At 67.7% G+C, this 22,463-nt stretch carries 19 protein-coding genes; 8 read left to right on the top strand and 11 right to left on the bottom strand.

Going from position 1 to position 22,463, the window contains the following annotated elements; translation table 11 throughout:
• Window positions 1-260: 260 nt before the first annotated feature.
• Window positions 261-626, bottom strand: coding sequence for a PadR family transcriptional regulator (locus NMB40_RS04685; RefSeq protein ID WP_282246780.1), 366 nt, complete (start codon window positions 624-626; stop codon window positions 261-263).
• Window positions 627-778: 152 nt separating this feature from the next.
• Between NMB40_RS04685 and NMB40_RS04680 the strand changes: the two genes are divergently transcribed.
• Window positions 779-1,678 carry a peptidylprolyl isomerase gene (locus NMB40_RS04680; RefSeq protein ID WP_494360304.1) on the top strand — a complete coding sequence of 300 codons (900 nt, stop codon included), beginning with the start codon at window positions 779-781 and terminating at the stop codon, window positions 1,676-1,678.
• A gap of 16 nt (window positions 1,679-1,694) precedes the next feature.
• On the opposite strand, the gene NMB40_RS04675 is transcribed toward NMB40_RS04680, so the two are convergent.
• On the bottom strand, window positions 1,695-2,576 hold the full coding sequence (locus NMB40_RS04675; protein ID WP_494361037.1) for a DMT family transporter: 882 nt from the start codon (window positions 2,574-2,576) through the stop codon (window positions 1,695-1,697).
• A gap of 160 nt (window positions 2,577-2,736) precedes the next feature.
• Here NMB40_RS04675 and NMB40_RS04670 point away from each other — a divergent pair, with 160 nt between their 5' ends.
• Together NMB40_RS04670 and NMB40_RS04665 are read left to right on the top strand one after the other, a co-directional pair.
• Window positions 2,737-3,675 (top strand): LysR substrate-binding domain-containing protein, encoded by a 939-nt coding sequence (locus NMB40_RS04670; RefSeq protein ID WP_494360303.1) that lies wholly within the window; start codon window positions 2,737-2,739, stop codon window positions 3,673-3,675.
• A gap of 67 nt (window positions 3,676-3,742) precedes the next feature.
• The gene (locus NMB40_RS04665; RefSeq protein WP_282246784.1) at window positions 3,743-4,036 is read left to right on the top strand and encodes a hypothetical protein; all 294 of its coding nucleotides are present in this window, start codon (window positions 3,743-3,745) and stop codon (window positions 4,034-4,036) included.
• Here NMB40_RS04665 and NMB40_RS04660 read toward each other — a convergent pair.
• Both NMB40_RS04660 and NMB40_RS04655 read right to left on the bottom strand, forming a co-directional pair.
• Window positions 4,033-4,788: a DUF4349 domain-containing protein gene (locus NMB40_RS04660; RefSeq protein ID WP_494360302.1), complete on the bottom strand. Its 756-nt coding sequence runs from the start codon at window positions 4,786-4,788 to the stop codon at window positions 4,033-4,035. The two genes, NMB40_RS04665 and NMB40_RS04660, sit on opposite strands and share 4 nt — an antisense overlap.
• Before the next feature lie 38 nt (window positions 4,789-4,826).
• The gene (locus NMB40_RS04655; RefSeq protein ID WP_494360301.1) at window positions 4,827-5,183 is read right to left on the bottom strand and encodes a GFA family protein; all 357 of its coding nucleotides are present in this window, start codon (window positions 5,181-5,183) and stop codon (window positions 4,827-4,829) included.
• 103 nt (window positions 5,184-5,286) lie between these two features.
• Here NMB40_RS04655 and NMB40_RS04650 point away from each other — a divergent pair, with 103 nt between their 5' ends.
• Complete coding sequence (locus NMB40_RS04650) at window positions 5,287-7,095, top strand: DUF885 domain-containing protein (RefSeq protein WP_494360300.1); 1,809 nt, start codon at window positions 5,287-5,289, stop codon at window positions 7,093-7,095.
• Between the two features lie 631 nt (window positions 7,096-7,726).
• On the opposite strand, the gene smrA is transcribed toward NMB40_RS04650, so the two are convergent.
• Both smrA and NMB40_RS04640 read right to left on the bottom strand, forming a co-directional pair.
• Window positions 7,727-9,562 carry a multidrug efflux ABC transporter SmrA gene (gene smrA / locus NMB40_RS04645; RefSeq protein ID WP_494360299.1) on the bottom strand — a complete coding sequence of 612 codons (1,836 nt, stop codon included), beginning with the start codon at window positions 9,560-9,562 and terminating at the stop codon, window positions 7,727-7,729.
• 69 nt (window positions 9,563-9,631) lie between these two features.
• A complete protein-coding gene (locus NMB40_RS04640; protein ID WP_494360298.1) occupies window positions 9,632-11,182 on the bottom strand; it encodes a serine hydrolase in 1,551 nt (516 codons plus the stop codon).
• A gap of 160 nt (window positions 11,183-11,342) precedes the next feature.
• On the opposite strand from NMB40_RS04640, the gene NMB40_RS04635 reads away from it, so the two are divergent.
• Genes NMB40_RS04635 through NMB40_RS04625 form a run of 3 tightly spaced genes read left to right on the top strand, consistent with a single transcriptional unit; the run spans window position 11,343 to window position 13,564 of the window.
• Window positions 11,343-11,777, top strand: a complete 435-nt coding sequence (locus NMB40_RS04635) for a VOC family protein (protein ID WP_494360297.1) — start codon at window positions 11,343-11,345, stop codon at window positions 11,775-11,777.
• A complete protein-coding gene (locus NMB40_RS04630; protein ID WP_494360296.1) occupies window positions 11,774-12,592 on the top strand; it encodes a DUF72 domain-containing protein in 819 nt (272 codons plus the stop codon). Before NMB40_RS04635 ends, NMB40_RS04630 begins: the two co-directional genes overlap by 4 nt.
• Before the next feature lie 24 nt (window positions 12,593-12,616).
• On the top strand, window positions 12,617-13,564 hold the full coding sequence (locus NMB40_RS04625) for a DMT family transporter (protein WP_494360295.1): 948 nt from the start codon (window positions 12,617-12,619) through the stop codon (window positions 13,562-13,564).
• Window positions 13,565-13,621: 57 nt separating this feature from the next.
• Here NMB40_RS04625 and NMB40_RS04620 read toward each other — a convergent pair whose 3' ends face one another.
• Window positions 13,622-14,785 (bottom strand): AAA family ATPase, encoded by a 1,164-nt coding sequence (locus tag NMB40_RS04620; RefSeq protein ID WP_494361036.1) that lies wholly within the window; start codon window positions 14,783-14,785, stop codon window positions 13,622-13,624.
• Between the two features lie 389 nt (window positions 14,786-15,174).
• Between NMB40_RS04620 and NMB40_RS04615 the strand changes: the two genes are divergently transcribed.
• Window positions 15,175-16,089: an IS110 family transposase gene (locus NMB40_RS04615; RefSeq protein ID WP_494361035.1), complete on the top strand. Its 915-nt coding sequence runs from the start codon at window positions 15,175-15,177 to the stop codon at window positions 16,087-16,089.
• A gap of 183 nt (window positions 16,090-16,272) precedes the next feature.
• Here the strand turns inward: NMB40_RS04615 and NMB40_RS04610 are convergent, their stop codons facing one another.
• The 4 genes from NMB40_RS04610 to NMB40_RS04595 form a co-directional block, all read right to left on the bottom strand.
• Window positions 16,273-17,343 (bottom strand): sensor domain-containing diguanylate cyclase, encoded by a 1,071-nt coding sequence (locus tag NMB40_RS04610; protein WP_494360294.1) that lies wholly within the window; start codon window positions 17,341-17,343, stop codon window positions 16,273-16,275.
• A 64-nt stretch (window positions 17,344-17,407) separates the two neighbouring features.
• Window positions 17,408-18,130, bottom strand: a complete 723-nt coding sequence (locus NMB40_RS04605; protein ID WP_093533149.1) for a pseudouridine synthase — start codon at window positions 18,128-18,130, stop codon at window positions 17,408-17,410.
• 37 nt (window positions 18,131-18,167) lie between these two features.
• A complete protein-coding gene (locus tag NMB40_RS04600; RefSeq protein WP_494361034.1) occupies window positions 18,168-19,787 on the bottom strand; it encodes a sensor domain-containing diguanylate cyclase in 1,620 nt (539 codons plus the stop codon).
• 154 nt (window positions 19,788-19,941) lie between these two features.
• Window positions 19,942-22,359, bottom strand: coding sequence for a putative bifunctional diguanylate cyclase/phosphodiesterase (locus NMB40_RS04595; protein WP_494360293.1), 2,418 nt, complete (start codon window positions 22,357-22,359; stop codon window positions 19,942-19,944).
• Window positions 22,360-22,463: the final 104 nt, after the last annotated feature.

Here is a 22,463-nt window from a genome sequence, read left to right as displayed (position 1 = left end):
CGCGCGGTTCACGGTGATTTCGGTTTCGCGGTAGATCTCGGCCACTTCCTCGGGTGCGCCATAGCTGCCGGCCACGTCGGCAATCACCTCGGCTTCGCTGCGCCCGGGCTGGGCGGCCAGCTCCGAACGCAGGTATTCCTCGGCGTCGTACAGCGCGTCCTGCACCATCGCCGGGTCGGCGTCGTGCAGGGCCGCGCGCAGCTGCGCCAGGTACTGCCCGATGGTGGTGGGCAGGCCACCGCCCCTCATGCTTTCTTCGTTCATTGCAGTACCCCTTCCAGCACGGAATCAACGGAATCTCGGGTGGCACGCCAGGCCTGGGTCCACTGCTCCAGCACCTGCCGGCCGCGCTCATTGATGCGGTAGTAACGTCGCGGTGGCCCGGCCACCGACGGTTCAATCTGGCTTTCCAGCAGCCCGGCGCCCTCCAGGTTGCGCAGCACCGGGTACAGCGCACTCTGCTTGCCGCTCAGCACGCCCTCCCCGACCCGCTCCAGCTCCTTGGCGATCAGGTAGCCGTACAGCGGCTCGCCGGTCCGCGCCAGCACCGCCAGCAGGGCCAGCGAGACCGTGCCGGCGCTGAGCTCCTTCTGGAACTTCTTCAGGTGGGCCTCGTGGTCGCTCATGACCGTCCTCCAGCTAGCGTGGAGTCAACACTAGTGTGAAGTCAGCTATAGCGAACGTGCCGTTAGTCACCCTGCCGGCGGACAGGGGGGCGGACTGGCGGCCGGCGCCGCGCTTCGCGCAGAATCGGGGATCGTTCATCCTGGGGTCCACCATGTCGCCACGCCGTCCTGCCCTGCTCGCGCTTGCCCTTTCCTGCCTGCTGTCGGGCGTTGCCACGGCGGCCACGCCCTACCGCAGCGCGCAGCAGATCCTGGAAGCGTCGCCGGCCAGCGACTGGCGCACGCCGGACCCGGCCAACCTGCTGGTGATGAAGCTGGATGCCGGTGAGGTGTTGATCGAGCTGGCCCCGGCCTTCGCGCCGCAGCACGTGGCCAACATCCAGACCCTGGCCCATGAGCATTTCTGGGACGGCGAAAGCATCTACCGTGCGCAGGACAACTTCGTGGTGCAGTTCGGTGATGCCGATGCCGATGACGCGGCCAAGGCCAAGCCGCTGGGCAGCGCCAAGCGCAAGCTGCCGGCCGAGTTCCAGCGCGACAGCAGGGGCCTGGAAGTGAGCCTGCTGCCGGACCGCGACGGCTGGGCCGAACGCACCGGCTTCGTGGACGGCTTCCCGGTGGGCCAGGATGCGAAGGACGGCAAGACCTGGCTCGCACACTGCTACGGCGCGCTCGGTGCGGGCCGCAACAACGAGGAAGACAGCAGCATCGGCGCCGAGCTGTACGTGGTCACCGGCCAGTCGCCGCGCCAGCTGGACCGCAACATCACCGTGGTGGGTCGGGTGCTCAAGGGCATGGAACTGCTCAGCGCGCTGCCGCGCGGACCGGCCCCGATGGGCTTCTACGCCGACCCGGCGCAGCGCACCGCGATCCGCTCGATCCAGCGGGTGAGCGACCTGCCGGAAGCGCAGCGGCCCACGCTGCAGGTGCTGCGTACCGATTCGAAGACCTTCGCCGATACGGTCGAAGCACGGCGCAACCGCGTGGATGACTTCTACAAGCGCGCCGCCGGGCATATCGATCTCTGCAACATCCCCGTGCCCGTGCGGTAATGGATGTCGCGTCGCGTCAGCGCTTCTGGCTGGCGGCGACGCTGCCGAGGATCAACGCGCCGGCGACCACCATCGCCCAGGTCACCGGCTCGCCCAGGAACAGCCAGGCGAACAGCGCGCCGAACATCGGCACCAGGTAGGTCACGGTGGAAGCACGCGCCGGGCCGATGCGCGCGATGAGGCGGTAGAACATCAGGAAGGCGAAGCCGGTGCAGACCACGCCCAGCGCGATCGCGCAGGCCCACGACACGGCGGGTATCGGCCCGTCAGGCCAGTGGGTCAGCGCCAGCGGCAGCATCAGCAACGCCGCGCTGCCCAGCGTGGCACCGGCCGACGCCGCCGGCGGCAGCCCGGTCATGTGGCGCTTGACCAGGTTCACGCCCAATCCGTACAGCAGCGCGGCCAGCGAACCGGCAATCACCGCCGCACCGATGCTCAGCCCGGACACCTTGGCCGTGGCCAGCACCACCACGCCACCGAAGCCGACCAGCAGCGCGATCGCACGACGCATGCCGATCTTCTCGCCGAAGAACAGGAACGCGATCAGCGCGGCAAACAGCACGGTCATCGCGTTGCAGATCGCGCCGATCGCCGCCGGTGCGCGCTGCGCGGCCCAGGCGAACAGCACGAACGGAATGGCGGAGTTGATCAGGCCGATCGGCACCAGCCACAACCAGCGCCTGGCCGGGAACTGCGCGCGTGCCTGCCAGAGGAACGGCAGCAGCACCAGCGCGCCCAGCAGCAGCCGCACTTCCACCAGCGCATAGGGGCCGAACGACGGCACCGCCACGCGCATGAACAGGAACGAGCACCCCCAGATCGCACCCAGCACGGTCAGCTCCAGCGGGGTGCGCCAGTCGCGCTCGATCGCCCCCGCACTCACCGGCGCGCCGCTCACAGGCGGCCCCCGGCACGGCAGGAACAGGCGGCGACGGCAACGGGGACGGGCAGCAACATGGCGCGGGCTCCAAGGATCAGACACGCAGCATCTACCTGCCGCGAGGCCCCGACAAGCGCGTAGTATCCCTGCAAGCCACAAATATGATTTTGGTCTCGCCATGATCCTGCGCCCTGCCCTGTTGCCCGCGCTGGGGGTGTTCGCGGTTGCCGCGCGCCACCAGAATTTCGCCCATGCCGCCGAGGAGCTGCACCTCACCGCCAGCGCGGTCAGCCACCACGTGCGGCGGCTGGAATCGCTGCTGGGCACGGTGCTGTTCCAGCGCCACGCCCGTGGTGTGCGCCTGACCGCCGAGGGCCGCCAGCTGGCCGATGCCGCGGCAGCCGCCCTGAGCGACATCAACGCGGTGGCCGGCAACCTGCATCCGCAGGCCGATGTGGTGCCGCTGCGGATCACCACCCTGCGCTCCCTGTCCTACTGCTGGCTGGTGCCTCGGTTGCCGCGTTTCACCCGTCTGCACCCGCGCATGCGCATCGAGCTGCAGACCAGCAGCGAGCTGGTGCGCTTCGACGAGAACGGGCCGGAACTGGGCATCCGCTACGGGCTGGGCCAATGGCCGGGCCTGGCCGCCCACCACCTGATGGACGACGAACTGTGCCCGGTGGCGTCACCGGCCCTGCCCGGGGTGTCGGCGCTGCGCGAGCCCGCGCAGATCGCCACGCTGCCGCTGGTCAGCGACATGTCGCCACAGGGCTGGCGCGACTGGTTCCGGGCTGCCGGGGTGCGCGGCCTGGACCTGACCGCGCAGCACATCTTCAGCGACAGCACCGATGCGATGCGCGCGGCGGTGTATGGCATCGGCGCGGTGCTGGCGCGCAAGCACATCGCCCAGCCGTACCTGCAGCGCTACGAACTGGTGCGGCTGCCCGGGCCGGCGTTGAAGGCACGGTACGCGTACTACATCGTGCACGCAGAACACCGGCCACTCAGCCCGACGGCGGTGGCATTCATGGACTGGCTCAAGCGCGAAGCCCAGGACGAACGCACGCCGGTACCGGCGTTGCCGGATGAACTGTTGGGGTTGCCGCCGGCCGGGTGAAGGACATTCACCCGCTTTTGCCCGGCGCATCGTTACGGTGGAATCCCCACTCCCACGAGACCTTCCCATGGCCATGCTGCGACTCAGGATCACCGGTACCGAAGACGATGCGCGCGCCATCAGCGACCTGCTCCAGGGCATCGAGGGCATCGAGCACGTCGAGGAAACCGACGACCTGATGCCGCACATGGACGACGACGATTCCAGCTCGGCCGGCCTGTCCGATGACATCGGGCCGGGTACGCATGAGCTGGAAGTCGAGGTCGGCAATGAAAGCACCGCGCAGAAGGTGCGCGATGCGGTGCAGGAGCTGGCGCTGGAACTGGATGTGTTTGTCGAATACGAAACCGACGAGGGCTAACCGCGCGAGCGGCGGCGACGCCACAGCTTCAGCGCAATCCAGCCCACCAGCCAGAGCACAACGGTTACCGGCAACAGTGCCGCCACGGCGCGGATCACGAAGGCCACGCTGCTGGTGAGCGTGGCGCCGAATTCGCTGAACGCCTCGGCGATCTCGCTGCGGCTGCGCTGGCCCGAAGGGGTCTGGAAGCGCAGCGTCAGCAGCTGGGTGTCGATCCGGCGTCGCTGGTTGGCGGCGTCCTTGTTGGCCTGCTCCAGCCCTGCCTCGATCTCGGACATCCGCTGGGTGATGACCAGCAGGTCGGCCACCTTGATGCCCTTGTCATCCTGGTAGGCCAGCAGCCGTTCGTGTTCCTTCTGCAGCCGCGCCTTGGTCAGCGCGGTATCCGCGACCTGCTGGGCGAGATCTTCGGCCTGGGTGTTGCGCGAGGCGACATCGCCGCCCTGCCCGGCCAGGCCGATCAGCGGCTCCACGCCCTTGGGCGCGATCCGCACCCGGATCGAGCCGGACGGATACTCGCCGCCCTGCTGGCCGACCTGCAGCACGGCGCAGTCGCCGAACCTGCTGGACTGGCAGGCCTCGCTGATCTGCTTCACCCGCGGCCCGATCTGCGCGGCATCGAGCTGGATGTCCACCTCGTGCTCATACGCCAGGGCGGCGCCTTCCGGCGAGGCCACCGCGCCGGCCGCACCGGCACTGGCCATCTCCGCATGCTGCTTGCCACTGCATCCGGCAAGCGTCAGCAACAGCATCCCTGCCACGGCGCAACCGCGCCACATCGTCCCTGTCGTCACACGCTGGCTCCATCGTAGAAATTGATCTTCAGCCCACCCAGTTCCAGCCCGGGCAGGCAGCGCACGTTCACCGCCACCATCGCCTGCCCGCTGCGCGGGTCCACGCCCTCGCTGAACGGGGCAATGCCGCAGTCGCGGCAGTAATGATGCTGCAGGTGGTGCTTGTTGAACTGGTAGGTGGCCAGCGCCGCCGGGTCCGTGTTCAGGGTCAGCGCCGCGCGCGGGCCGAACCAGAGCAGCCCGCCGCGCCGCCGGCACAGCGAGCAGTTGCAGTCCAGCACCTCGGTGATGGGTGCATCGGCCTGGACCACGAACGCGATCTGCCCGCAATGGCAGCTTCCTTCGTACTGCATGGCATACCTCCCGGCGGGAAAGGGCCATGGTAATCCAATGGCACGGGCGGCACCCCGGCGGCAGCGCCTATGCTGGGCGATTGTCCACAGCACAGGATCGCCGATGCGCCAGCATCTTCTTGCCCTCGCCCTGATCGCCGCCCTGGGTGGCTGCCAGCAGGCCGACGCCCCCACCGCCCCGGCCGGTACCTCGGCAGCCGCCCCCGCCGCCGATGCGGCCGTGGACGCCGCCTTCGCCGACCTGTCCAAGCGCGCCCTGGACACCTGGATGCAGCTGTCGCCGATCAGCGCCACCCAGATCGGCGATCACCGCTACGACAGCGAGGTCGACGACCTGAGCGCGGCCGGCCAACAGAAGATGCTGACCGCCTACAAGGGCCTGCTCGGCGAGCTGGACAAGGTCGAGGTGAGCAAGCTCTCGCGCGAAAACCAGGTGGACGCGGCCATCCTGCGCAACCAGCTGCAGTCCGAGATCTGGAACGCCGAAGTGCTGCAGGCGTCCAAGTGGGACCCGCAGATCTACAACGGCACCGCCGGCAGTGCGCTGTACGGCCTGATGGCCCGTGAATTCGCGCCGCTGCCCGAGCGCCTGAAGTCGGCCACCGCGCGCATGGAGAAGCTGCCGCAGATCTTCGCCCAGGCCCGCGAGAACCTGGACCCGGCCCGCGTGCCGAAGATCCACGCCGAAACGGTGGCCAAGCAGAACAAGGGCATCCTCAGCATCGTCGATACCTTCATCACCCCGCACATCGGCGAACTGCCGGCCGAGGACGGCAAGCGCCTGCAGGCGGCCATCGATGGCCTGAAGAAGGCGGTGGACGAGCAGCAGACGTGGCTGGACAAGACGCTGGTGCCGAACGCCAAGGGCGATTTCCGCATTGGTGCCGAGCTGTACGACCAGAAGCTGAAGTTCGCGCTGAACTCGTCGCTGTCGCGCGCCGAGATCGGCGAACGTGCCCGCGCCGAACTCAAGCGCGTGCGCCAGGACATGTACGGCATCGCGCAGACGGTACTGAATGGCAAGCCGGGTGCCCCGGCGCTTCCGGCCAATCCGACCGACGAACAGCAGCAGGCGGCGATCGAAGCGGCGCTGGAGCTGGCCTACGCGGACAAGCCGGCGCGCGACAAGGTGGTCGACGATGCCAAGGCCGCGCTGGCGCAGTCCACCGAGTTCGTGCGCAAGCATGACCTGATGACCCTGCCCGATGCGCCGGTGGACATCATCCTGATGCCCGAATTCCAGCGCGGCGTGGCCGTGGCCTACTGCGATTCGCCGGGCCCGCTGGACAAGAACCTGAAGACCTTCTACGCGGTGTCGCCGATTCCGGACGACTGGACCGACAAGCAGGTCGATTCGTTCCTGCGCGAATACAACAGCCGCATGATCCACCTGCTCAGCATCCACGAAGGCACGCCGGGCCATTACCTGGAAGGCTGGCATTCGGGCAAGTTCCCGTCCACGCTGCGCGCGGTGCTGCGTTCGGGCCTGTTCGCCGAAGGCTGGGCGGTGTACACCGAGCGGATGATGCAGGAACAGGGTTACCTGGACAACGATCCGCTGTTCCACCTGGTGCAGTTGAAGTTCTACCTGCGCACGATCTCCAACGCGATCCTGGACCAGGGCGTGCACGTGGACAACTGGACGCGTGAGCAGGCGATGCAGCTGATGACCCACGATGCGTTCCAGCAGGAAAGCGAGGCATCGGGCAAGTGGGTGCGCGCGCAGCTGACCTCGGCGCAGCTGCCGACCTACTTCGTCGGCGCGCAGGAACACTTCGACACGCGCAAGGCGGTGCAGGAAAAGCAGGGCGACAAGTTCAACCTGAAGGCCTACCACGACCAGATGCTGTCCTACGGCGCCCCGCCGGTGCGCTTCGCCCGGCAGCTGATGCTGGATCAGCCGATCGAGTGATCTGACGCTCTTCGTGAAACGCAAACGGCCCGGTGATTACCGGGCCGTTTTTGTTTCACGCGTAGAGCAGCGTTTCTGGTGTTACGTGCTGGGGAGGCCGGCGGGCAACCCCCTACGGGACACGCCGCAAGTACGTCCTTGTAGGCTTGGCAAAAACTTGCGCGTGTACGCAATCCTGCGTACACGGCAAGGCCGGGGTTGAGCGTCCTGCCCAACCCGTCCGGCGCATGCGCCGGACCCATGTTTTTGACAGTCCCTACGGAGGTTACCCGCCGGCCTCCCCTCATGCATCGCGTGGGCGGATGGGAAAGGCAGCGACGCAGGGCGTCGCTCTACGCGGCGTTGATTATTTTCATGCGTTACCGGGCGTTGATATGTTCACGGCAGTCGTTTGGGAAACGACCCTACGTAGAGCGACGCCATGCGTCGCTGCTCTCTCCCTCCGCGCGCGCCCCTCTGTCGGGGACGGTCGGCGGGCAGCCCCCGTAGGGACTGTCAAAAACATGGATGTTTTTGACAAGCCTCCATGGATGGATTCACGGCGTGTCCCGCAGGGGGCTGCCCGTCGACCGTCCCACACGGAACAACTGAAACGCTGCCGTTGCCGTTGCCGTTGCCGTTGCCGTTGCCGTTACCCAGCATCCGCCGCAACGAATCCGCCGGTCTGGCGCGCCCACAAACGCGCGTACAGGCCGCCGGCGGCGACCAGCTCGGCGTGCGTGCCGGTTTCCACGATGCGGCCCTGGTCCATCACCACCAGCCGGTCCATGCGGGCGATGGTGGACAGGCGGTGGGCGATGGCGATCACCGTCTTGCCCGCCATCAGCTCGTCCAGATTGTCCTGGATCGCCGCTTCCACTTCCGAATCCAGCGCCGAGGTCGCCTCGTCCAGCACCAGGATCGGCGCGTCCTTCAGCAGCACCCGCGCGATCGCGATGCGCTGGCGCTGGCCGCCGGAGAGTTTCACCCCGCGCTCGCCCACATGCGCGTCGTAGCCCTGCCGCCCTTCGGCGTCGCGCAACGTGTCGATGAAGGCCGCCGCGCGCGCCTTGCTCACCGCCGCACGCAGTTGTTCCTCGGTGGCATCCGGCCGCCCGTAGAGAAGGTTGTCGCGGATCGAGCGGTGCAGCAGTGACGTGTCCTGGGTGACCACGCCGATCTGCCGGCGCAGGCTTTCCTGGGTCACCGCCGCAATGTCCTGCCCGTCGATGCGGATGTGCCCGCTTTCCAGGTCGTACAGGCGCAGCAGCACGTTCACCAGCGTCGACTTGCCCGCCCCCGACGGACCCACCAGCCCGATCTTCTCGCCCGGCTTCACCGTCAGGTCCAGCCCGGCGATCACCCCGCCCTGCTTGCCATAGTGGAAGTGGATGTCATCGAACTGCACCCCGCCCTCGCGCACCACCAGCGGCACCGCGTCGGCGCGATCCTGCACGCTCAGCGGCTGCGAAATGGTGGTGATGCCGTCCTGCACCGTGCCGATGTCCTCGAAGATGCCGTTGATCGTCCACATGATCCAACCGGACATGTTGTGGATGCGGATCACCAGGCCAGTGGCCAGCGTGATCGCCCCGACCGTGATGTTGCCGTGGCTCCACAGCCACAGCGCCAGCCCGCAGGTACCCGCAATCAGGAAACCGTTGACGATCGCGATGGTCAGGTCCATGCCGGTGGTGATCCGGGTCTGCCGGCGGTGCTTCACCGCCAGCTCCTCGATCGCCTCGGCCACGTAGGCCTGCTCGCGCCCGCCGTGGGCGAACAGCTTCAGCGTTGGAATGTTGGTGTAGCCATCGACGATCCGGCCCATCGCCTTGGAACGCGCTTCGGACGCGATCCAGGCCCGCTCCTTCGCGCGCGGCACGAAGTACACCATGATCACCACATACGCGGCCAACCACAGCACCAGCGGGATCATCAGCCGCCAGTCCGCCTGCGCGAACAGGTACAGCGCCGTGCCGGTGTACACCACGATGTACCACAGCGAATCCACCATCTGCACCGCCGACTCGCGCAGCGACGTACCGGTCTGCATGACCCGGTTGGCCATGCTGCCGGCGAAATCATTCTGGAAGAACGACAGGCTCTGGCGTACCACGTAGTTGTGCATCAGCCAGCGCGAGCGGTTGCTCAGGCCCGGCACGATGGCCTGGTTGACCAGCAGGTTGTGCAGGCCCACCAGCACCGGCCGTGCCACCAGCGTGATCGCCGCCATCCACAGCAGCGTGTCCGCATGCCGGGCGAAGAAGCCCGCATCCGGCTGCTCGCTGACCATGTCGACGATGCGGCCCAGGAAATCGAACATGGCCACTTCCACCAGCGCCAGCAGCAGCCCGGCGATCAGCGTGGCCAGCAGCACCGGCCAGACCGGGCGCAGGTAGTGGAGGTAGAACGGCAGCACCCGGCGCGGCGGCATGCGCGCGTCGATCGGCGGAAATACGGGAATCAGCGACTCGAACCAGCGGAACATTCCATTTCCCGGAAAACAGGCAGGCCGCGATTATCCCACCGCGGCCTGCCATTTGTTTTCACGCAGTGCTTATTTCGCCTTGTCGGCGTCCACCGGGGTGAGCACAAGGTCCTGGAAATCGAAACTGAAGTCGGTCAGCGACGACACCGGCTGCATGCGCACCTCGCGCACCTTGCCGTCCGGATCCAGGCTGAAGTTCGCGAACGCATCGGCGTTGAGCGAGCGGTCGTCCCAGCGCACGATGAACGTATCGTGCTGCCAGTGCTCCATCGTGCCCACCAGCTGCGCCGTCTTGCCGAAGCGCAGGCGCAGCGTGCCGGCGCGCTGCTCCACGAATACCTCGCCATACCACGGGTCGCGGTAGGTGCCGGCGTAGCGGGCCAGCGGCAGCGATGGGGTGGATTTCGGATCGCGTGCGGCCTGGTGCGCGGCCCAGCCCTCATCGGCCTTGTCCTGCGCCTTGGCTACCGCAGCGGCATACGCCGCCACCCAGTCGGTGGCCGGCGCCTTGAGATACGCATCCAGCACGTCCATGGTGACCGCGTTGAACGCCGCGCCCACTTCCTGGTTGGTCAGCACCACGATGCCCAGCTTCTGCTCCGGCACCAACGTCACCCGCGACACCATGCCCGGCCAGCCGCCGGTGTGCCACACCAGTTTCTGCCCGCGGTAGTCGCTCAGGCTCCAGCCCTCGCCGTAGCCGGCGAAATTCGGGCGCGCCACAGCCAGCGCCGGCACGCTCGGCTCGGGCACCACCTGCGGGGTGATCATCTGCCACATCGCCTGCTGGCTCTTGGGGCTGAACAGCGCCGTGCCATTCTCCAGCTTGCCCTGCGCCAGCTGCACGTTCATCCAGCGCGCCATGTCGTGCACGCTGGAATACACCCCGCCGGCACCGGCGTTGTTGGACCAGGTCAGCGGCGCCACCGTGCGCAGCTCGGTGAAATCGAACTTGGCATGCCCGGTGGCCGCCTTGTCGCCCGGCTTCAGGTGGTCGGCATTGAAGCGGGTGCCGGCCATGCCCACCGGGGTGAAGATGTGCTGCTGCAGGAAGTCCGCGTAGGACTGCCCGGAGACTTGTTCGATCACCTGCTGGGCCACCGCATACAGGATGTTGTCGTAGGCGTAGCGGTCGCGGAAGCCGGCCTTCAGCGGCACCTTGCCCAGCCGCTGCACCACCTCGGCATTGCTGTAGTTGGTGGTGGGCCAGAACAGCAGGTCGCCCGCGCCCAGGCTGAGCCCGCTGCGGTGCGAGAGCAGGTCGCGGATGCGCATCTCGCCGGTTACGTACGGATCGGACATGCGGAACGACGGCAGGTGGTCGATCACCCGGTCGTCCATCTTCAGCTTGCCCTGCTCGGCCAGCAGGTTCAGCGAGGTCGCCGTGAACGCCTTGGTGTTGGAGGCGATGGCAAACAGCGTATCGGCCTCGACCGGTGCCGGCTTGCCCAGCTCGCGTACGCCATAGCCGCGCTCGAAGACAATCTGGCCGTCCTTGACCACCGCCACCGCGATGCCGGGAATGTCGAACTGACTGCGCACGCGTTCCACCGTGGCATCCAGCCGCTGCAGCTCGGTCGGCACGGCTGCCGACGCCAGGGGTGCGCATGCCAGCAGCACAAGGCCTCCGATCCAGGATGTGTTCAAACAGTGTCTCCGGTTGCATGTTGCAGGGGCGTCGAGGCCACCAATGGGCCGGTTACGCCAGGTTTCGCGCGATGGTAACGCGGCCGGTTGCAGGCTCGCCTGTGCCAGAAGCCGCCCACCCCGGAGCACCCGCATGACCGCACCCACCGAGTCCGGTTCCACCATCATTCCCTGCCTGCGCTACCGCGATGCCCGCGCGGCCATCGCCTGGCTGGAGCGGGCGTTCGGGTTCACGGCGCAGGCCGTGTACGCCGAAGGCGACCTCGTGTACCACGCCCAACTGGTGTACGGCACCGGCATGATCATGCTCGGCTCGGTCGACAACGGCGGCGAGTGGGGCAAGCTGGTGGTGCAGCCGGATGAAATCCAGGGCCGCGAAACCCAGAGCGCCTGCGTGATCGTCACCGACCCCGATGCCCACTACGAGCGCGCGGTCGCTGCCGGCGCCGAGCTGGTCATCGACATCGCCGACCAGGACTACGGCGGCCGCGGCTACGCCTGCCGCGACCCCGAAGGGCATCTCTGGTGGTTCGGCAGCTACGATCCGTGGCGCGAGGCCGGCCTTTGAAGCACGCATCCCCCGGGCCGATCTTCACCGGCATCGGCGGTTGGGTGTTCCCGGGCTGGCGCGGCGGCACCTTCTACCCGGCCGGGCTGCCGCAGCGCGAAGAGCTGGCCCATGCCAGCCGGCAGCTGGGCTGCATCGAGATCAACAGCACCTTCTACCGCGCGCAGAAGCCGGCGGTGTACGCGCAATGGCGCGAGCAGACCCCGCCCGGTTTCCGGTTCTCAGCCAAGGCGCCGCGCACGGTCACCCAGAGCCACGACCTGGCCGCCGCCGGCGCGCGCGCCGACGGCTTCATCCAGGGCATCAGCGCGCTGGAGGACCGGCTGGGGCCGCTGGTGTGGCAGTTCGGCGAAAAGCATCCGGCCGGTGCGCAGGAGTTCGATCGGTTCCTCGACGCGCTGCCGCGCAAGGTCGGCGGGCGGGCGTTGCAGCACGCACTGGAAGTCCGCAATGCCGCCGCGTGGACGCCCGAGCTGATCGCAGTGGCGCGCGCGCACGACGCCGCGCTGGTGTTCAGTGGCTCGCCGGATTACCCCAGCTTCGCCGACCCCACCGCCAGCTTCGTCTACGCCCGCCTGATGCAGTCGCGCGCCAACCTGCGTGCCGGCTACCCCGAACGCACGCTGGAGCAGTGGTGCCTGCGCGCGATGCGCTGGGCACGCGGCGAAGACAACCCCGACCTGCCGCACGTCACCACCGATGCCCCGACCCGTGGCCCACGCGAGGTCTACATGCTGTTCATCGGCGCCGCCAAGCACCGCAACCCGGGCGCCGCCGTGGCGTTGCGCAGGCAGTTGATGCAGGTAGGCGCATGATGCCGATTGCCGCACAATATGCGGATGCCGATGACCGACACCCGCAAAGCACTGCTGCAAATCCACTTCTGCGTGCTGCTGTGGGGCGTCACCGCCATCCTCGGCAAGCTCATCAGCCTGCCCGCGCTGCCGCTGGTGTGGTGGCGCATGCTGCTGGTGGTGGCCATGCTGGCCCTGCTGCCGCGCGTCTGGCGCGGGCTGCGCCAGCTCTCCCCCGCCCTGTTCGCCGGCTACTGCGGCGTGGGCGCGCTGGTGGCCCTGCACTGGCTCACCTTCTACGGCGCGGTGAAGCTGGCCAATGCCTCGGTCGCGGCCACCTGCATCGCGCTGGCCCCGGTGTTCACCGCCGTCATTGAACCGTGGGTGGCCAAGCGCCCCTTCCAGCTGCGCGAACTGGCCTTCGGCATCGCCGTGCTGCCCGGCGTCGGCCTGGTGGTGGGCGGCGTACCCGACGGCATGCGCCTGGGCGTGCTGGTCGGTGCCATGTCCGCACTGCTGGTGGCCATCTTCGGCTCGCTCAACAAGCGCCTGGTCAGCCACGCCGACCCGCTCACCGTTACCGCGGTCGAACTGGGCGCAGGCACCCTTACCCTCACCCTGCTCGCCCCGCTGCTGCCGTTCCTGCTGCCGGCGCTGGCCAGCCCGCTGTGGGTAATACCCGACCTGCGCGACAGCATGCTGCTGCTGGCCCTGGCCGGCGTGTGCACCCTGCTCCCGTTCGCCCTCGCGCTGGTCGCCCTGCGCCACCTCAGCGCCTACACCGTGCAGCTGGTCACCAACCTCGAACCGGTCTACGCGATCCTGCTGGCCATGGTCCTGCTCAGCGAACAGCGTGAACTGACCCCGCTGTTCTACGCCGGCGTGGCGATCATCGTCGGTGCGGTGTTCCTGCACCCGCTGTTGAACCGCCGCAGGAAGGTGCAGCACCCTGAGATCCTGGGCACCTCCGAGGCGCGCAACATCGCCGATTGACGGGCGTACCCACCAACGGTGGGTAGCCACCCGGTGGGCCAATGCAGAATCGGTTGATCAGCGCGCTGGCCAATACCATGCCGGGACGTCCAGCACCCCCTGGCCCACCAGCGTCGTGCGGCTCATCTGCTTTTCCAGCGCGATCGACGTGCACTGCTCCGCCTCGCGCAGCGCCGCGATCAACCGGCTGGCATGCGACACCACCCACACCTGGCTGCGCGCCGCCGCCCCGATGATCAACCGCCCCAGCGCCGGCAACAGGTCCGGATGCAGGCTGGTTTCCGGCTCGTTGAGCACCATCAACGGCGGCGGGCGCGGCGTGTGCAGCGCCGCGATCAACAACAGATAGCGCAGCGTCCCGTCGGACAGCTCCGCCGCGCCCAACGGCCGCAGCAACCCGGGCTGGTGGAACTTCAGGCTCAACTGATCCTCGTTCGGCTCGATATGCACCCGCGCGCCGGGGAACGCATCGTCGAGTGCAGCCGCCAGCGCCTCCGGATCGCCAATCTCCACGATCGTCCGCCACGCCGCCGCCAGGTCATGCCCATCGTGGCTCAGCACCGGCGTGCGCGTGGCCAGGCTCGCCTGCCGCGCCGGCGCATCCCGGTCACTGCGGAAGTGATCATAGAAGCGCCAGCTGCGCAGCGTCTCGCGCAGCCGCAGCACCTCCGGCATCCGCTGCGGATCGGCTACCTGCGTGAAGAGGCTTTCGTGCACCGACAGGTTCGATTCCAGCACCTCCCAGCTGCGCCCGTTGCGCCGCCGCACCATTGCCCCCCGCCGCTCCACCAGCACCGTGCTGCTGCGCAGGAACGGTCCGGCCCAGATGCTCTCGCACTTGATCTGCGGATCCAGGTTGAACATCGAATGGATATCGCCCAGCGGATAGCCCAGATCGATCGCATACCCGAAATCCTCCGCCGCAAAACCCAGCCGCAGTGCCACCGACTTCTGCCGCGGCCCGCCCTGCACCGGCACCTCCCCCGACAGCATCCGCCGGTCCAGCGTCTCCGGCCCGGCCCACAGCGCCGACTGGAACCCGCCCTCCCGTGCCAGCGACGGCGTCACCCCGCCCCGCGCCGTATCGGCCAGCAACCGCAGCGCGCGATACAAGCTCGACTTGCCACTGCCGTTGTCACCGGTGACCAGGTTCAGCGATCCCATCGGCACGACCAGATCGTGCAGGGAGCGGTAGTTGGAGATGGCGAGGGTCTGCAGCATGGGCGGAATCCGCAGGGAAACGGCCGTGCAGGATGGCAGCGATAGGTCGCAGATATTGCGATTGATGACGCGATTGACCCAGTCAATCGTCATGTTTTTTGCCGGCACACCGGCCAAGCGTCAAAGGCTGGCGGGGGCGGGTTTGCGGGACTGTCAAAAACATGGATGTTTTTGACAAGCCTTATCTGTTCGGAATCTGGCAGCGTAGGCGTCGAGAGCCGGCGTGGGCCGCCGTAAGAGCCTGGATCTCGACGATCGCCATGGAGCTTGGCGCCCACGCCGGAATCTCCCTTGATCCGCCCGAACAGTTGCTGGAGCTGACACTCGCAGTGATAAGACTGGGCAAGCGGGGGAGCTCTCGACCCTTCCAGACTATACGGAGTTTGGCGATGAACGGGATCGGGATTGATGTGAGCAAGCGTCAGCTGGATGTTGGTACGACTGACGGGGAAATTCTGCAGGTCAGCAATACCGCCGCTGGCTTTGCTGAATTGGAGGTCTGGCTGAAAGAACACCCGGCAGACCAGATCGTGCTGGAGGCTACCGGTGGCTATGAGCAGCGCGTGCTGGATTTCCTGCACAAGGCCGGTCGTCCGGTGGTCCGTGCCAATGCCCTGCGGGCCCGTAGGCTGGCTCAGGGCATGGGCCACGTGGCCAAGACAGATCGCTTGGATGCCTACGCATTGGCGAAGATGGCCGTGCTGGTCAAGCTGCGCGCCTACCAGCCGCTGGAGCCTTGGCAACAAAGAATGCGGGAATTCGTGCGGGCTCGCCGGCAGGCGATGCAGGCGCTGACCGTGGCGCGACAGCAGCAGGAAATGGTCGGTGATCGTGAATTGCGTCGGCTACTGCAGGCCAACATTACGCGCTTGCAGACGCTGGTCGCACGCTTGGGAACGCAGATCGGCGAACAGGTTGCACAGCAGCCTCGACTGGCCGTACTGAAGTCGATGAAGGGCGTCGGCCCTGCGCTACAGGCGGTGCTGGCCAGCTATCTGCCCGAGCTGGGCAGAATCAGCGGCAAGGCCATCGCCAGCCTGGTCGGCGTGGCACCGATGTCCCACGACAGCGGCACGATGCGCGGGAAACGAAGTATCCACGGTGGTAGAGCCGAGATCCGTCAGGTGCTTTACATGGCTGCCATGTCGGCCATGCGGCATGAGCCTCGGCTAAAGGATTTCTACCGGTCGCTGCGGGCTCGCGGCAAGGAAGGCAAGGTGGCCATCGTGGCGGTGATGCGAAAGATGCTGGTAATCCTCAACGCCCGTGTGCGCGACGCTGAAAGCGGACCGATCCCAGCCTGAAGCCAGCCAACGGGGGACATCAAGAGGCTGCCGGCCAGCGGCCGGCACTACCATGCCCGTCTGCTGGAGGAGCGGCCCGACCTCTCAGCAACACAGTTGCTCCATGGACGGATTCACGGCGTGTCCCGCAAACCCGCACCCGCCAGCCAAACCGGGGAAGCCCGAAGCCCAGGGCTTTAGACCTCAGGGCGCCAACTCAACCCGATTCCGCCCGTTTCCTTTGGCCCGGTACAAAGCGGCATCCGCCCGCTCCAGCGTCTGCTCCACGGTGTCACCTGAACGATGCGCCGCGACCCCGATACTGACCGTCACCGGAAATCCCAGCGGCAAGTCGGAAACGGCCATCCGCAGGAAATCGCACTGCAGCTCCGCCGTCCGCAGGTCCGTATCCGGCATCAGCACCACGAACTCTTCCCCGCCGTAGCGCGCCGCCAGCCCACGGCCCGAGAACTGCGCCCGCAGCAGCACCCCCAACTCCGCCAGCACCCGGTCGCCCGTTGCGTGCCCGTTGAAATCGTTGATCTGCTTGAAATGATCGATATCCACCAGCGCCACCGCCGTCTGCCGTGGCTGCCCGTCCGCATCCAGCATCGACGCATCCAGTGCCACCGCCATCGCCCGCCGGTTCGGCAGCCCCGTCAGCACATCCGTCCGGCTCTGCTCCGCCAGGTCCGCGTTCTGCGCCAGCAGCACATCGTGGTACTCGCTCAGCAACCGCTCGTAATCGTCGCGCTCCACCATGTGCGTCTGGATGTCCAGCGCGAAACGGCGCAGCTCCATCACCAGCATCACCTGCCGCGACAGCGCCGCCAAGGCCTCCGTCTGCTGCGCATCCAACCGTTGCGGCCGCGGATCGAACACGCACAGCGTGCCCAGCGGCAGGCCCTCCGTACTCACCAGAGGCGCCCCCGCATAGAAACGAACCTTCGGATCCCCGGTCACGTTCGGGTTGTCATGGAAGCGCACGTCCGTGCGCGCGTCTTCCACCACCATCACCTCCCACGGCTGCAGGATCGCGTGCCCGCACATCGACTCCGAGCGCGGCAACTCCCGCGCGTCCACCCCCTCGATGGACTTGAACCACTGCCGTTCCGCGTCGATCAGCGTCACCGCCGCCATCGACGCGCCACACACCGCCTTGGCGATGGTGACCAGGTCATCGAAGGATTTTTCCTTCTCCGAATCCAGGATGCGGTATCGGTACAACGCCGCCAGGCGGATGGCCTCGTTGACGGGCTTCTCGGGCTTGATCATGCAAAGGTCGAATCCGGGAACTGCGCCCAGCTTACTTAGCCGTTGGTTACCCGCAAGTGCAGGCCTACCAGTCCTGCTGCTGCGGCAGCAGCCCCTTCAATTCCGCATCGGTCAGGTTGCGCCACTGGCCCGGCTTGAGAGCCCCGATCTTGACGTTGTCGATCCGCACCCGGCGCAGCTGCGTCACCCGGTAATCGAACGCCGCCGCCATCAACCGGATCTGCCGGTTCAGGCCCTGCTGCAGCACGATCCGGAAGCCGAACTTGGCGATGCGCGACGCCCGGCACGGCAGCGTCGTTTCATTGTGGATGCGCACCCCGCGCGCCATGCCGCGCAGGAACTCGTCCGTGACCGGCTTGTTCACCGCCACCAGGTATTCCTTCTGGTGGTTGTTTTCCGCGCGCAGGATCTGGTTGACGATGTTGCCGTTGCTGGTCATTAGGATCAGGCCTTCCGAATCCTTGTCCAGCCGGCCGACCGGGAAGATGCGCTGCTCATGGCCCACGAAGTCGACGATGTTGCCCTTCACCGCGCTCTCCGTGGTGCAGGTGATGCCCACCGGCTTGTTCAGCGCGATGTACACATGGCGGCGGCCGCCGGCCTTCTTCGCCTCGCGCGCGCGCAGCGGCTGGCCGTCGACCAGCACCACGTCGCCCTCGCCGACCACCGCACCGGTACCGGCCGGGTGGCCGTTCACGGTAACGCGGCGCTCGCCGATGATGCGGTCGGCTTCACGCCGGGAACAGAAGCCGGTTTCGGCAATGAACTTGTTGAGTCGGGTTGTCATCGCGCCATTATCCGGCAAAACCCCGTCCGGCGCGGCATCAGGCGACCAGCGGATCATCCGCCGGCAGCGGCTGTTCACCGTCGCAGACCTGGTCGCGGCCGGCACGCTTGGCCCGGTACATCGCATGGTCCGCGCGCCGCAGCAGCCCGGCCAGGTCATCACGGCCCGGGCGCAGCACCGCCAGCCCGATGCTGACCGTCACCGCCAGCCCCGAAATGCCCAACGGCGCGGTCACCGCCGGAATCTGCCGGCGCACGCTTTCCAGCCGGGCCAGCGCCGCCCCGTGGCTGGCGCCGGGCAGCAGCACCAGGAACTCCTCGCCGCCCATGCGGATCACGTCGTCCTGCACCCGCACCGCCCCGCGCAGGCCGCGCGCCACCGCCACCAGCACCTGGTCGCCCACTTCATGGCCGAAGCGGTCGTTGATGTCCTTGAACAGATCGATGTCCAGGAAGCCGATCGCCAGCGGCTGCTGCTCCGCGCCCGCCCGTTCCAGGTGGCGGGCCAGCAGGTGCAGCCCGTGGCGCCGGTTGGGCAGCCCGGTCAGCGCATCGGTATCGGCCAGCTGGCGCATCTCGTCGCGCTGCTGGCGAAGCTTGCCCAGGCGCAGGTTGAGCGCGTAGGCGGCCATCATCAGGAACCAGGTCGCCGACAGCTGCAGCGCCTCGATCCGGTAGGCGGTCAGCCAGTGCGCGTGCAGCGCATCGGCAATGATCAGGATCCACCACGGTGCCAGCGCGAACAGCCCCGCCGCCGCATAGCCATCGCGCTGCACCAGCGCCCACAGGCCCACCCCCAGGCAGACCACGCAGCCCAGCACGTACACCGCCTCCAGCGCGGCCGCCATCCAGGCCAGCCCGGCCGTGCCCATCCACGGCACGCACAACCCGGCCAGCACCAGCCCCCACAGCACCGCGCGCTGGCCGGTGCCCGAGCCCGGCCACAACCGGGCCCCGCCATTGAGCCGCCACAGGATCGGCAGCAGCAGCGCCAGCGCGAACGCGCTCAGCGCCACCAGCCACCACGAGGCGCGGTCGTGCACCGGCAGCCACGGCTCCGGGTAGCCGCTCAACCCACCCAGCACCGCCTGCCACAGCACGAACACCGCGCAGATCGCCACGTAGTAGAGGAAGGTGCGGTCGCGGGCGGTCACGAACCCCATCAGCGCCGACAGCGCCAGCGCGATCGCCACCGCGATGCAGGCCGCGCGCACCAGCAGGCGGGCGGTATCGTTCTGCTGCACGGGGCTGGGCGCGCCCAGCCGTACCGTGGGAATCCAGCGCGATTTCAGTGGCGTGGCCCAGGACACCACGATCGGTTCGCGCTCGCCGGCCTTGGGCACCACCACCATGCCAACCCCCGCGCGGAAGCGCGAATCACGGGTGCGGGCATCGTGCATGTTGCCGCAGATCTGGCGGTCGCCGTGGCTGATGCGCACCTCGCCGGTCAGCACTCCGAACACATCCACCGCCTGTGGCGCACCGGACCAGCCGTCGGCAGGGGCCGGGATCGAGAGGATGTCCTGGTGGTGGGCGAGCATTTCCGGGGTGCAGGCGCGTTGTGGCGCCTGCTGGTCGGTGGCAGCCCCCAGCAGCAGCACATCACGCCCGACCTGGGCCGTGCCGGCCAACGCCGTGGCCGACAGCAGCAGGCACATCAGGCCGGCCAGCCAGCCAATGGCCCTGCTCATCCCCTGCATCCTGCTGTCGCTGCGCCTCACACCATCACCCTGTCGCCCTGCACCGCCACGCACACCGCGTGGCGTCCCCGTGGCGATTATCGCAAGAAGGCGCGCCGGTGCACGTGACAGTTCAGGAAAGGCGGCTGGACGGCACCGGGGCCTCCCGCCACAACGAGGGCTGGGTGAGCCTTTCCAGCGGCATCGGCCGTTCGATGGCATACCCCTGCAGGCCGTCCACGCCCAGGGTCCGCAGCTGCGCGGCGATCTCTTCGGACTCCACCCACTCGGCCGTCACGCTCATGTGCAGCTCGCGGCCGATTTCGGTGATGGCGCGCACAGTGGCACGGCTGACCGGGTCGATATCCATGTCGCGCACGAACACCCCATCGATCTTGAGCATGTCCGCCGGCAGCTGGCGCAGGTAGCCGAACGAGGACAACCCGGCACCGAAATCATCCAGCGCCACCCGGCACCCGCGCGCCTTGACCCCTTCCACGAAGCTGCGCGCCTGGTCCAGGTTGCTGATCGCCGCGGTCTCGGTGATCTCGAAACACAGCTTGCGCGCCAGCCCTCGGTTGCGCTCGAGCAGGTCGCAGACGAACGCCAGGAAGCTCGGCTCGGCGATCGACTGGGCCGAGATGTTCACGTTGCACAAGCCCAACCGCTGCACGTGCGCCGGGCACAGCTGCAGGTGGCGGAACAGCAGCCCCAGCACGTGCCGGTCCAGCGCCATGCCCATGCCATAGCGCTCCACCGCCGGCATGAAATCGCCCGGGCCCTGCAGCTGGCCGTTGGTATCGCGCATGCGCACCAGTACCTCGTAATGCAGGAAGCCGGGATCGCCGACCTGTTCGATGCGCTGGGCGTACAGCAGCATGCGGTTTTCGGCGATCGCGCTGGACACATGGGCCAGCCGGTCTGCCTCCAGCAGGCGCTCTTCCAGCGCCATCCGGTTTTCGTTGAAGCAATGGACGCGGTTGCGCCCGGCCTGCTTGGCCGCATAACACGCGCTGTCGGCCGCGCTCATCAACCAGTTCACGTCGGCCACGTCCGCGGTGATTTCCACCACCCCGATGCTGCAGCTGACCCGTGGCAACCCGTCGTCGCGCTGGAAGCCGGCCTGCCCCAGGTTGCGTGCGATCCGCTGCAGCACCTGCTTGGCTTCTTCCTGGCGGGCATCGGACAGGAACATCGCGAACTCGTCGCCGCCCATGCGGCCGACCCAGTCGCCCTCGCGCACGGCGCCCTCCAGGTAGTCGGCGAAACCGCGCAGCAGCTGGTCACCGGCGGCGTGGCCAAGCCCATCGTTGACCAGCTTGAAGTAGTCCAGGTCCAGGTAACACAGGCTGTGGGTACCGCCGTGGGCACGCACATCCAGCAGCGCCAGCTCCAGCAGGCGCTCGATCTCGCGGCGGTTGATCAACCCGGTCAACGGATCGTGGCTGGCGTGGTGCTCCACTTCGCGCGCCAGCGCGTGGTTCTGCGACACGTCTTCGATGATCGCGAACACCGAGACATCGCGGCCGGGGCTGCGCACCAGGGTGCCGCTCCAGCGTCCCCACAGCAGGCCGCCGTCGGCATGCCGGAAGCGCAGTTCGCCCGGGCGCAGCTGGCGCGGCCAGTCGATGTCGCCGGCCTCGTCCAGCACCAGCTCGCCATCGACCAGCAGTTCCGGCAGTTCCATGCCCAGCAGCGCGTCGCGGCGATAACCGAGGATATCGGCCATGGCCTGGTTGGCCTCGACGATGCCCCCGGCATGGTCCAGCTTGAGCATGCCCACCGTGGCCTGGTAGAACGCGGCGCGGAACCGGCTTTCGGTATCGATCAGGTCATTGCGCACGCGCCGCGACAGCAGCACCGCCACCAGGGTGATGAGCAGTACCGACAGGCCACCGACGATCAGCGTGGCCATGCGCACGATGGAGGCAGTGTTGAGCAGCGCCAGCGAGAATGCGCGGGCCTGTGCCTGCAGGCTGCGGTCCAGCGCCTGCAGCTGCACCAGCAACGCTTCGCGCATGGGCGGCTCCACGCGGCCGTCGGCATGCAGCGCTTCGGCGGTGTCCATCATCGCCTGCAGCTGAGCCAGGCCGTGGTCGGTCTGCTGCCACAGGTGCACCGCATCGCGGAAGTAGCCGAGATGGCCCAGGTAGCGGAACGACAGGATCAGCCGGTTGATGTCGCCCGGCTGGTTGCCGCCCTGCAGGAAGCCGCGCCGTGCCCGCGCGACATCCACATCGTCCTGTTCCAGCGCGCGGCGTGCGTCGAGATCACCCAGCGGCACCTGCAGCGCCGCGCGCGCTTCGGCCAGTGCGGCCGGATTGCCTGATGTGAGGTATCTCTCGAGTGCGAAGGAAGCATGCTGCTGGCTGCGTGACCAATGGCTCTGCCCCACGATCCAGGCGGTGGACGCGCCCTGCAGTTCCTGGATCAGCGCCGACAGCGCCACCAGCCCGACCGCCATGCCGGTAAGCAATACGAACCGCAGCGTCAAACCCCGCGTTACATGCGGTACGGCGGTGCTACCCACATCCCTGCTGCCTCCCAGCATCACAGATCCCTCCGGTGCCCATGGGTGCTTGGCATAGTCCCCTGCCACTGCAGGCTAGGTCCAGCTCTGTTGAAATGGCGCGAAGTTTGCCATCACACCCGCTC

The organism is Stenotrophomonas sp. FBCC-B152, from assembly GCF_059134105.1.
This window is presented reverse-complemented; position numbering and strand designations above follow the sequence as displayed.

Excerpts from the sequence above, each read along its gene's own strand:
- NMB40_RS04650 (WP_494360300.1), top strand. The coding sequence starts at position 5,287 with ATGCGCCAGCATCTTCTTGCCCTCGCCCTGATCGCCGCCCTGGGTGGC.
- NMB40_RS04680 (WP_494360304.1), top strand. The coding sequence starts at position 779 with ATGTCGCCACGCCGTCCTGCCCTGCTCGCGCTTGCCCTTTCCTGCCTG.
- NMB40_RS04615 (WP_494361035.1), top strand. The coding sequence starts at position 15,175 with ATGAACGGGATCGGGATTGATGTGAGCAAGCGTCAGCTGGATGTTGGT.
- NMB40_RS04605 (WP_093533149.1), bottom strand. The coding sequence starts at position 18,130 with ATGACAACCCGACTCAACAAGTTCATTGCCGAAACCGGCTTCTGTTCC.
- NMB40_RS04595 (WP_494360293.1), bottom strand. The coding sequence starts at position 22,359 with ATGCTGGGAGGCAGCAGGGATGTGGGTAGCACCGCCGTACCGCATGTA.
- NMB40_RS04610 (WP_494360294.1), bottom strand. The coding sequence starts at position 17,343 with ATGATCAAGCCCGAGAAGCCCGTCAACGAGGCCATCCGCCTGGCGGCG.
- NMB40_RS04670 (WP_494360303.1), top strand. The coding sequence starts at position 2,737 with ATGATCCTGCGCCCTGCCCTGTTGCCCGCGCTGGGGGTGTTCGCGGTT.
- NMB40_RS04635 (WP_494360297.1), top strand. The coding sequence starts at position 11,343 with ATGACCGCACCCACCGAGTCCGGTTCCACCATCATTCCCTGCCTGCGC.
- smrA (WP_494360299.1), bottom strand. The coding sequence starts at position 9,562 with ATGTTCCGCTGGTTCGAGTCGCTGATTCCCGTATTTCCGCCGATCGAC.
- NMB40_RS04685 (WP_282246780.1), bottom strand. The coding sequence starts at position 626 with ATGAGCGACCACGAGGCCCACCTGAAGAAGTTCCAGAAGGAGCTCAGC.
- NMB40_RS04655 (WP_494360301.1), bottom strand. The coding sequence starts at position 5,183 with ATGCAGTACGAAGGAAGCTGCCATTGCGGGCAGATCGCGTTCGTGGTC.
- NMB40_RS04600 (WP_494361034.1), bottom strand. The coding sequence starts at position 19,787 with ATGTGCCTGCTGCTGTCGGCCACGGCGTTGGCCGGCACGGCCCAGGTC.
- NMB40_RS04620 (WP_494361036.1), bottom strand. The coding sequence starts at position 14,785 with ATGCTGCAGACCCTCGCCATCTCCAACTACCGCTCCCTGCACGATCTG.
- NMB40_RS04625 (WP_494360295.1), top strand. The coding sequence starts at position 12,617 with ATGCCGATGACCGACACCCGCAAAGCACTGCTGCAAATCCACTTCTGC.
- NMB40_RS04665 (WP_282246784.1), top strand. The coding sequence starts at position 3,743 with ATGGCCATGCTGCGACTCAGGATCACCGGTACCGAAGACGATGCGCGC.
- NMB40_RS04660 (WP_494360302.1), bottom strand. The coding sequence starts at position 4,788 with ATGCTGTTGCTGACGCTTGCCGGATGCAGTGGCAAGCAGCATGCGGAG.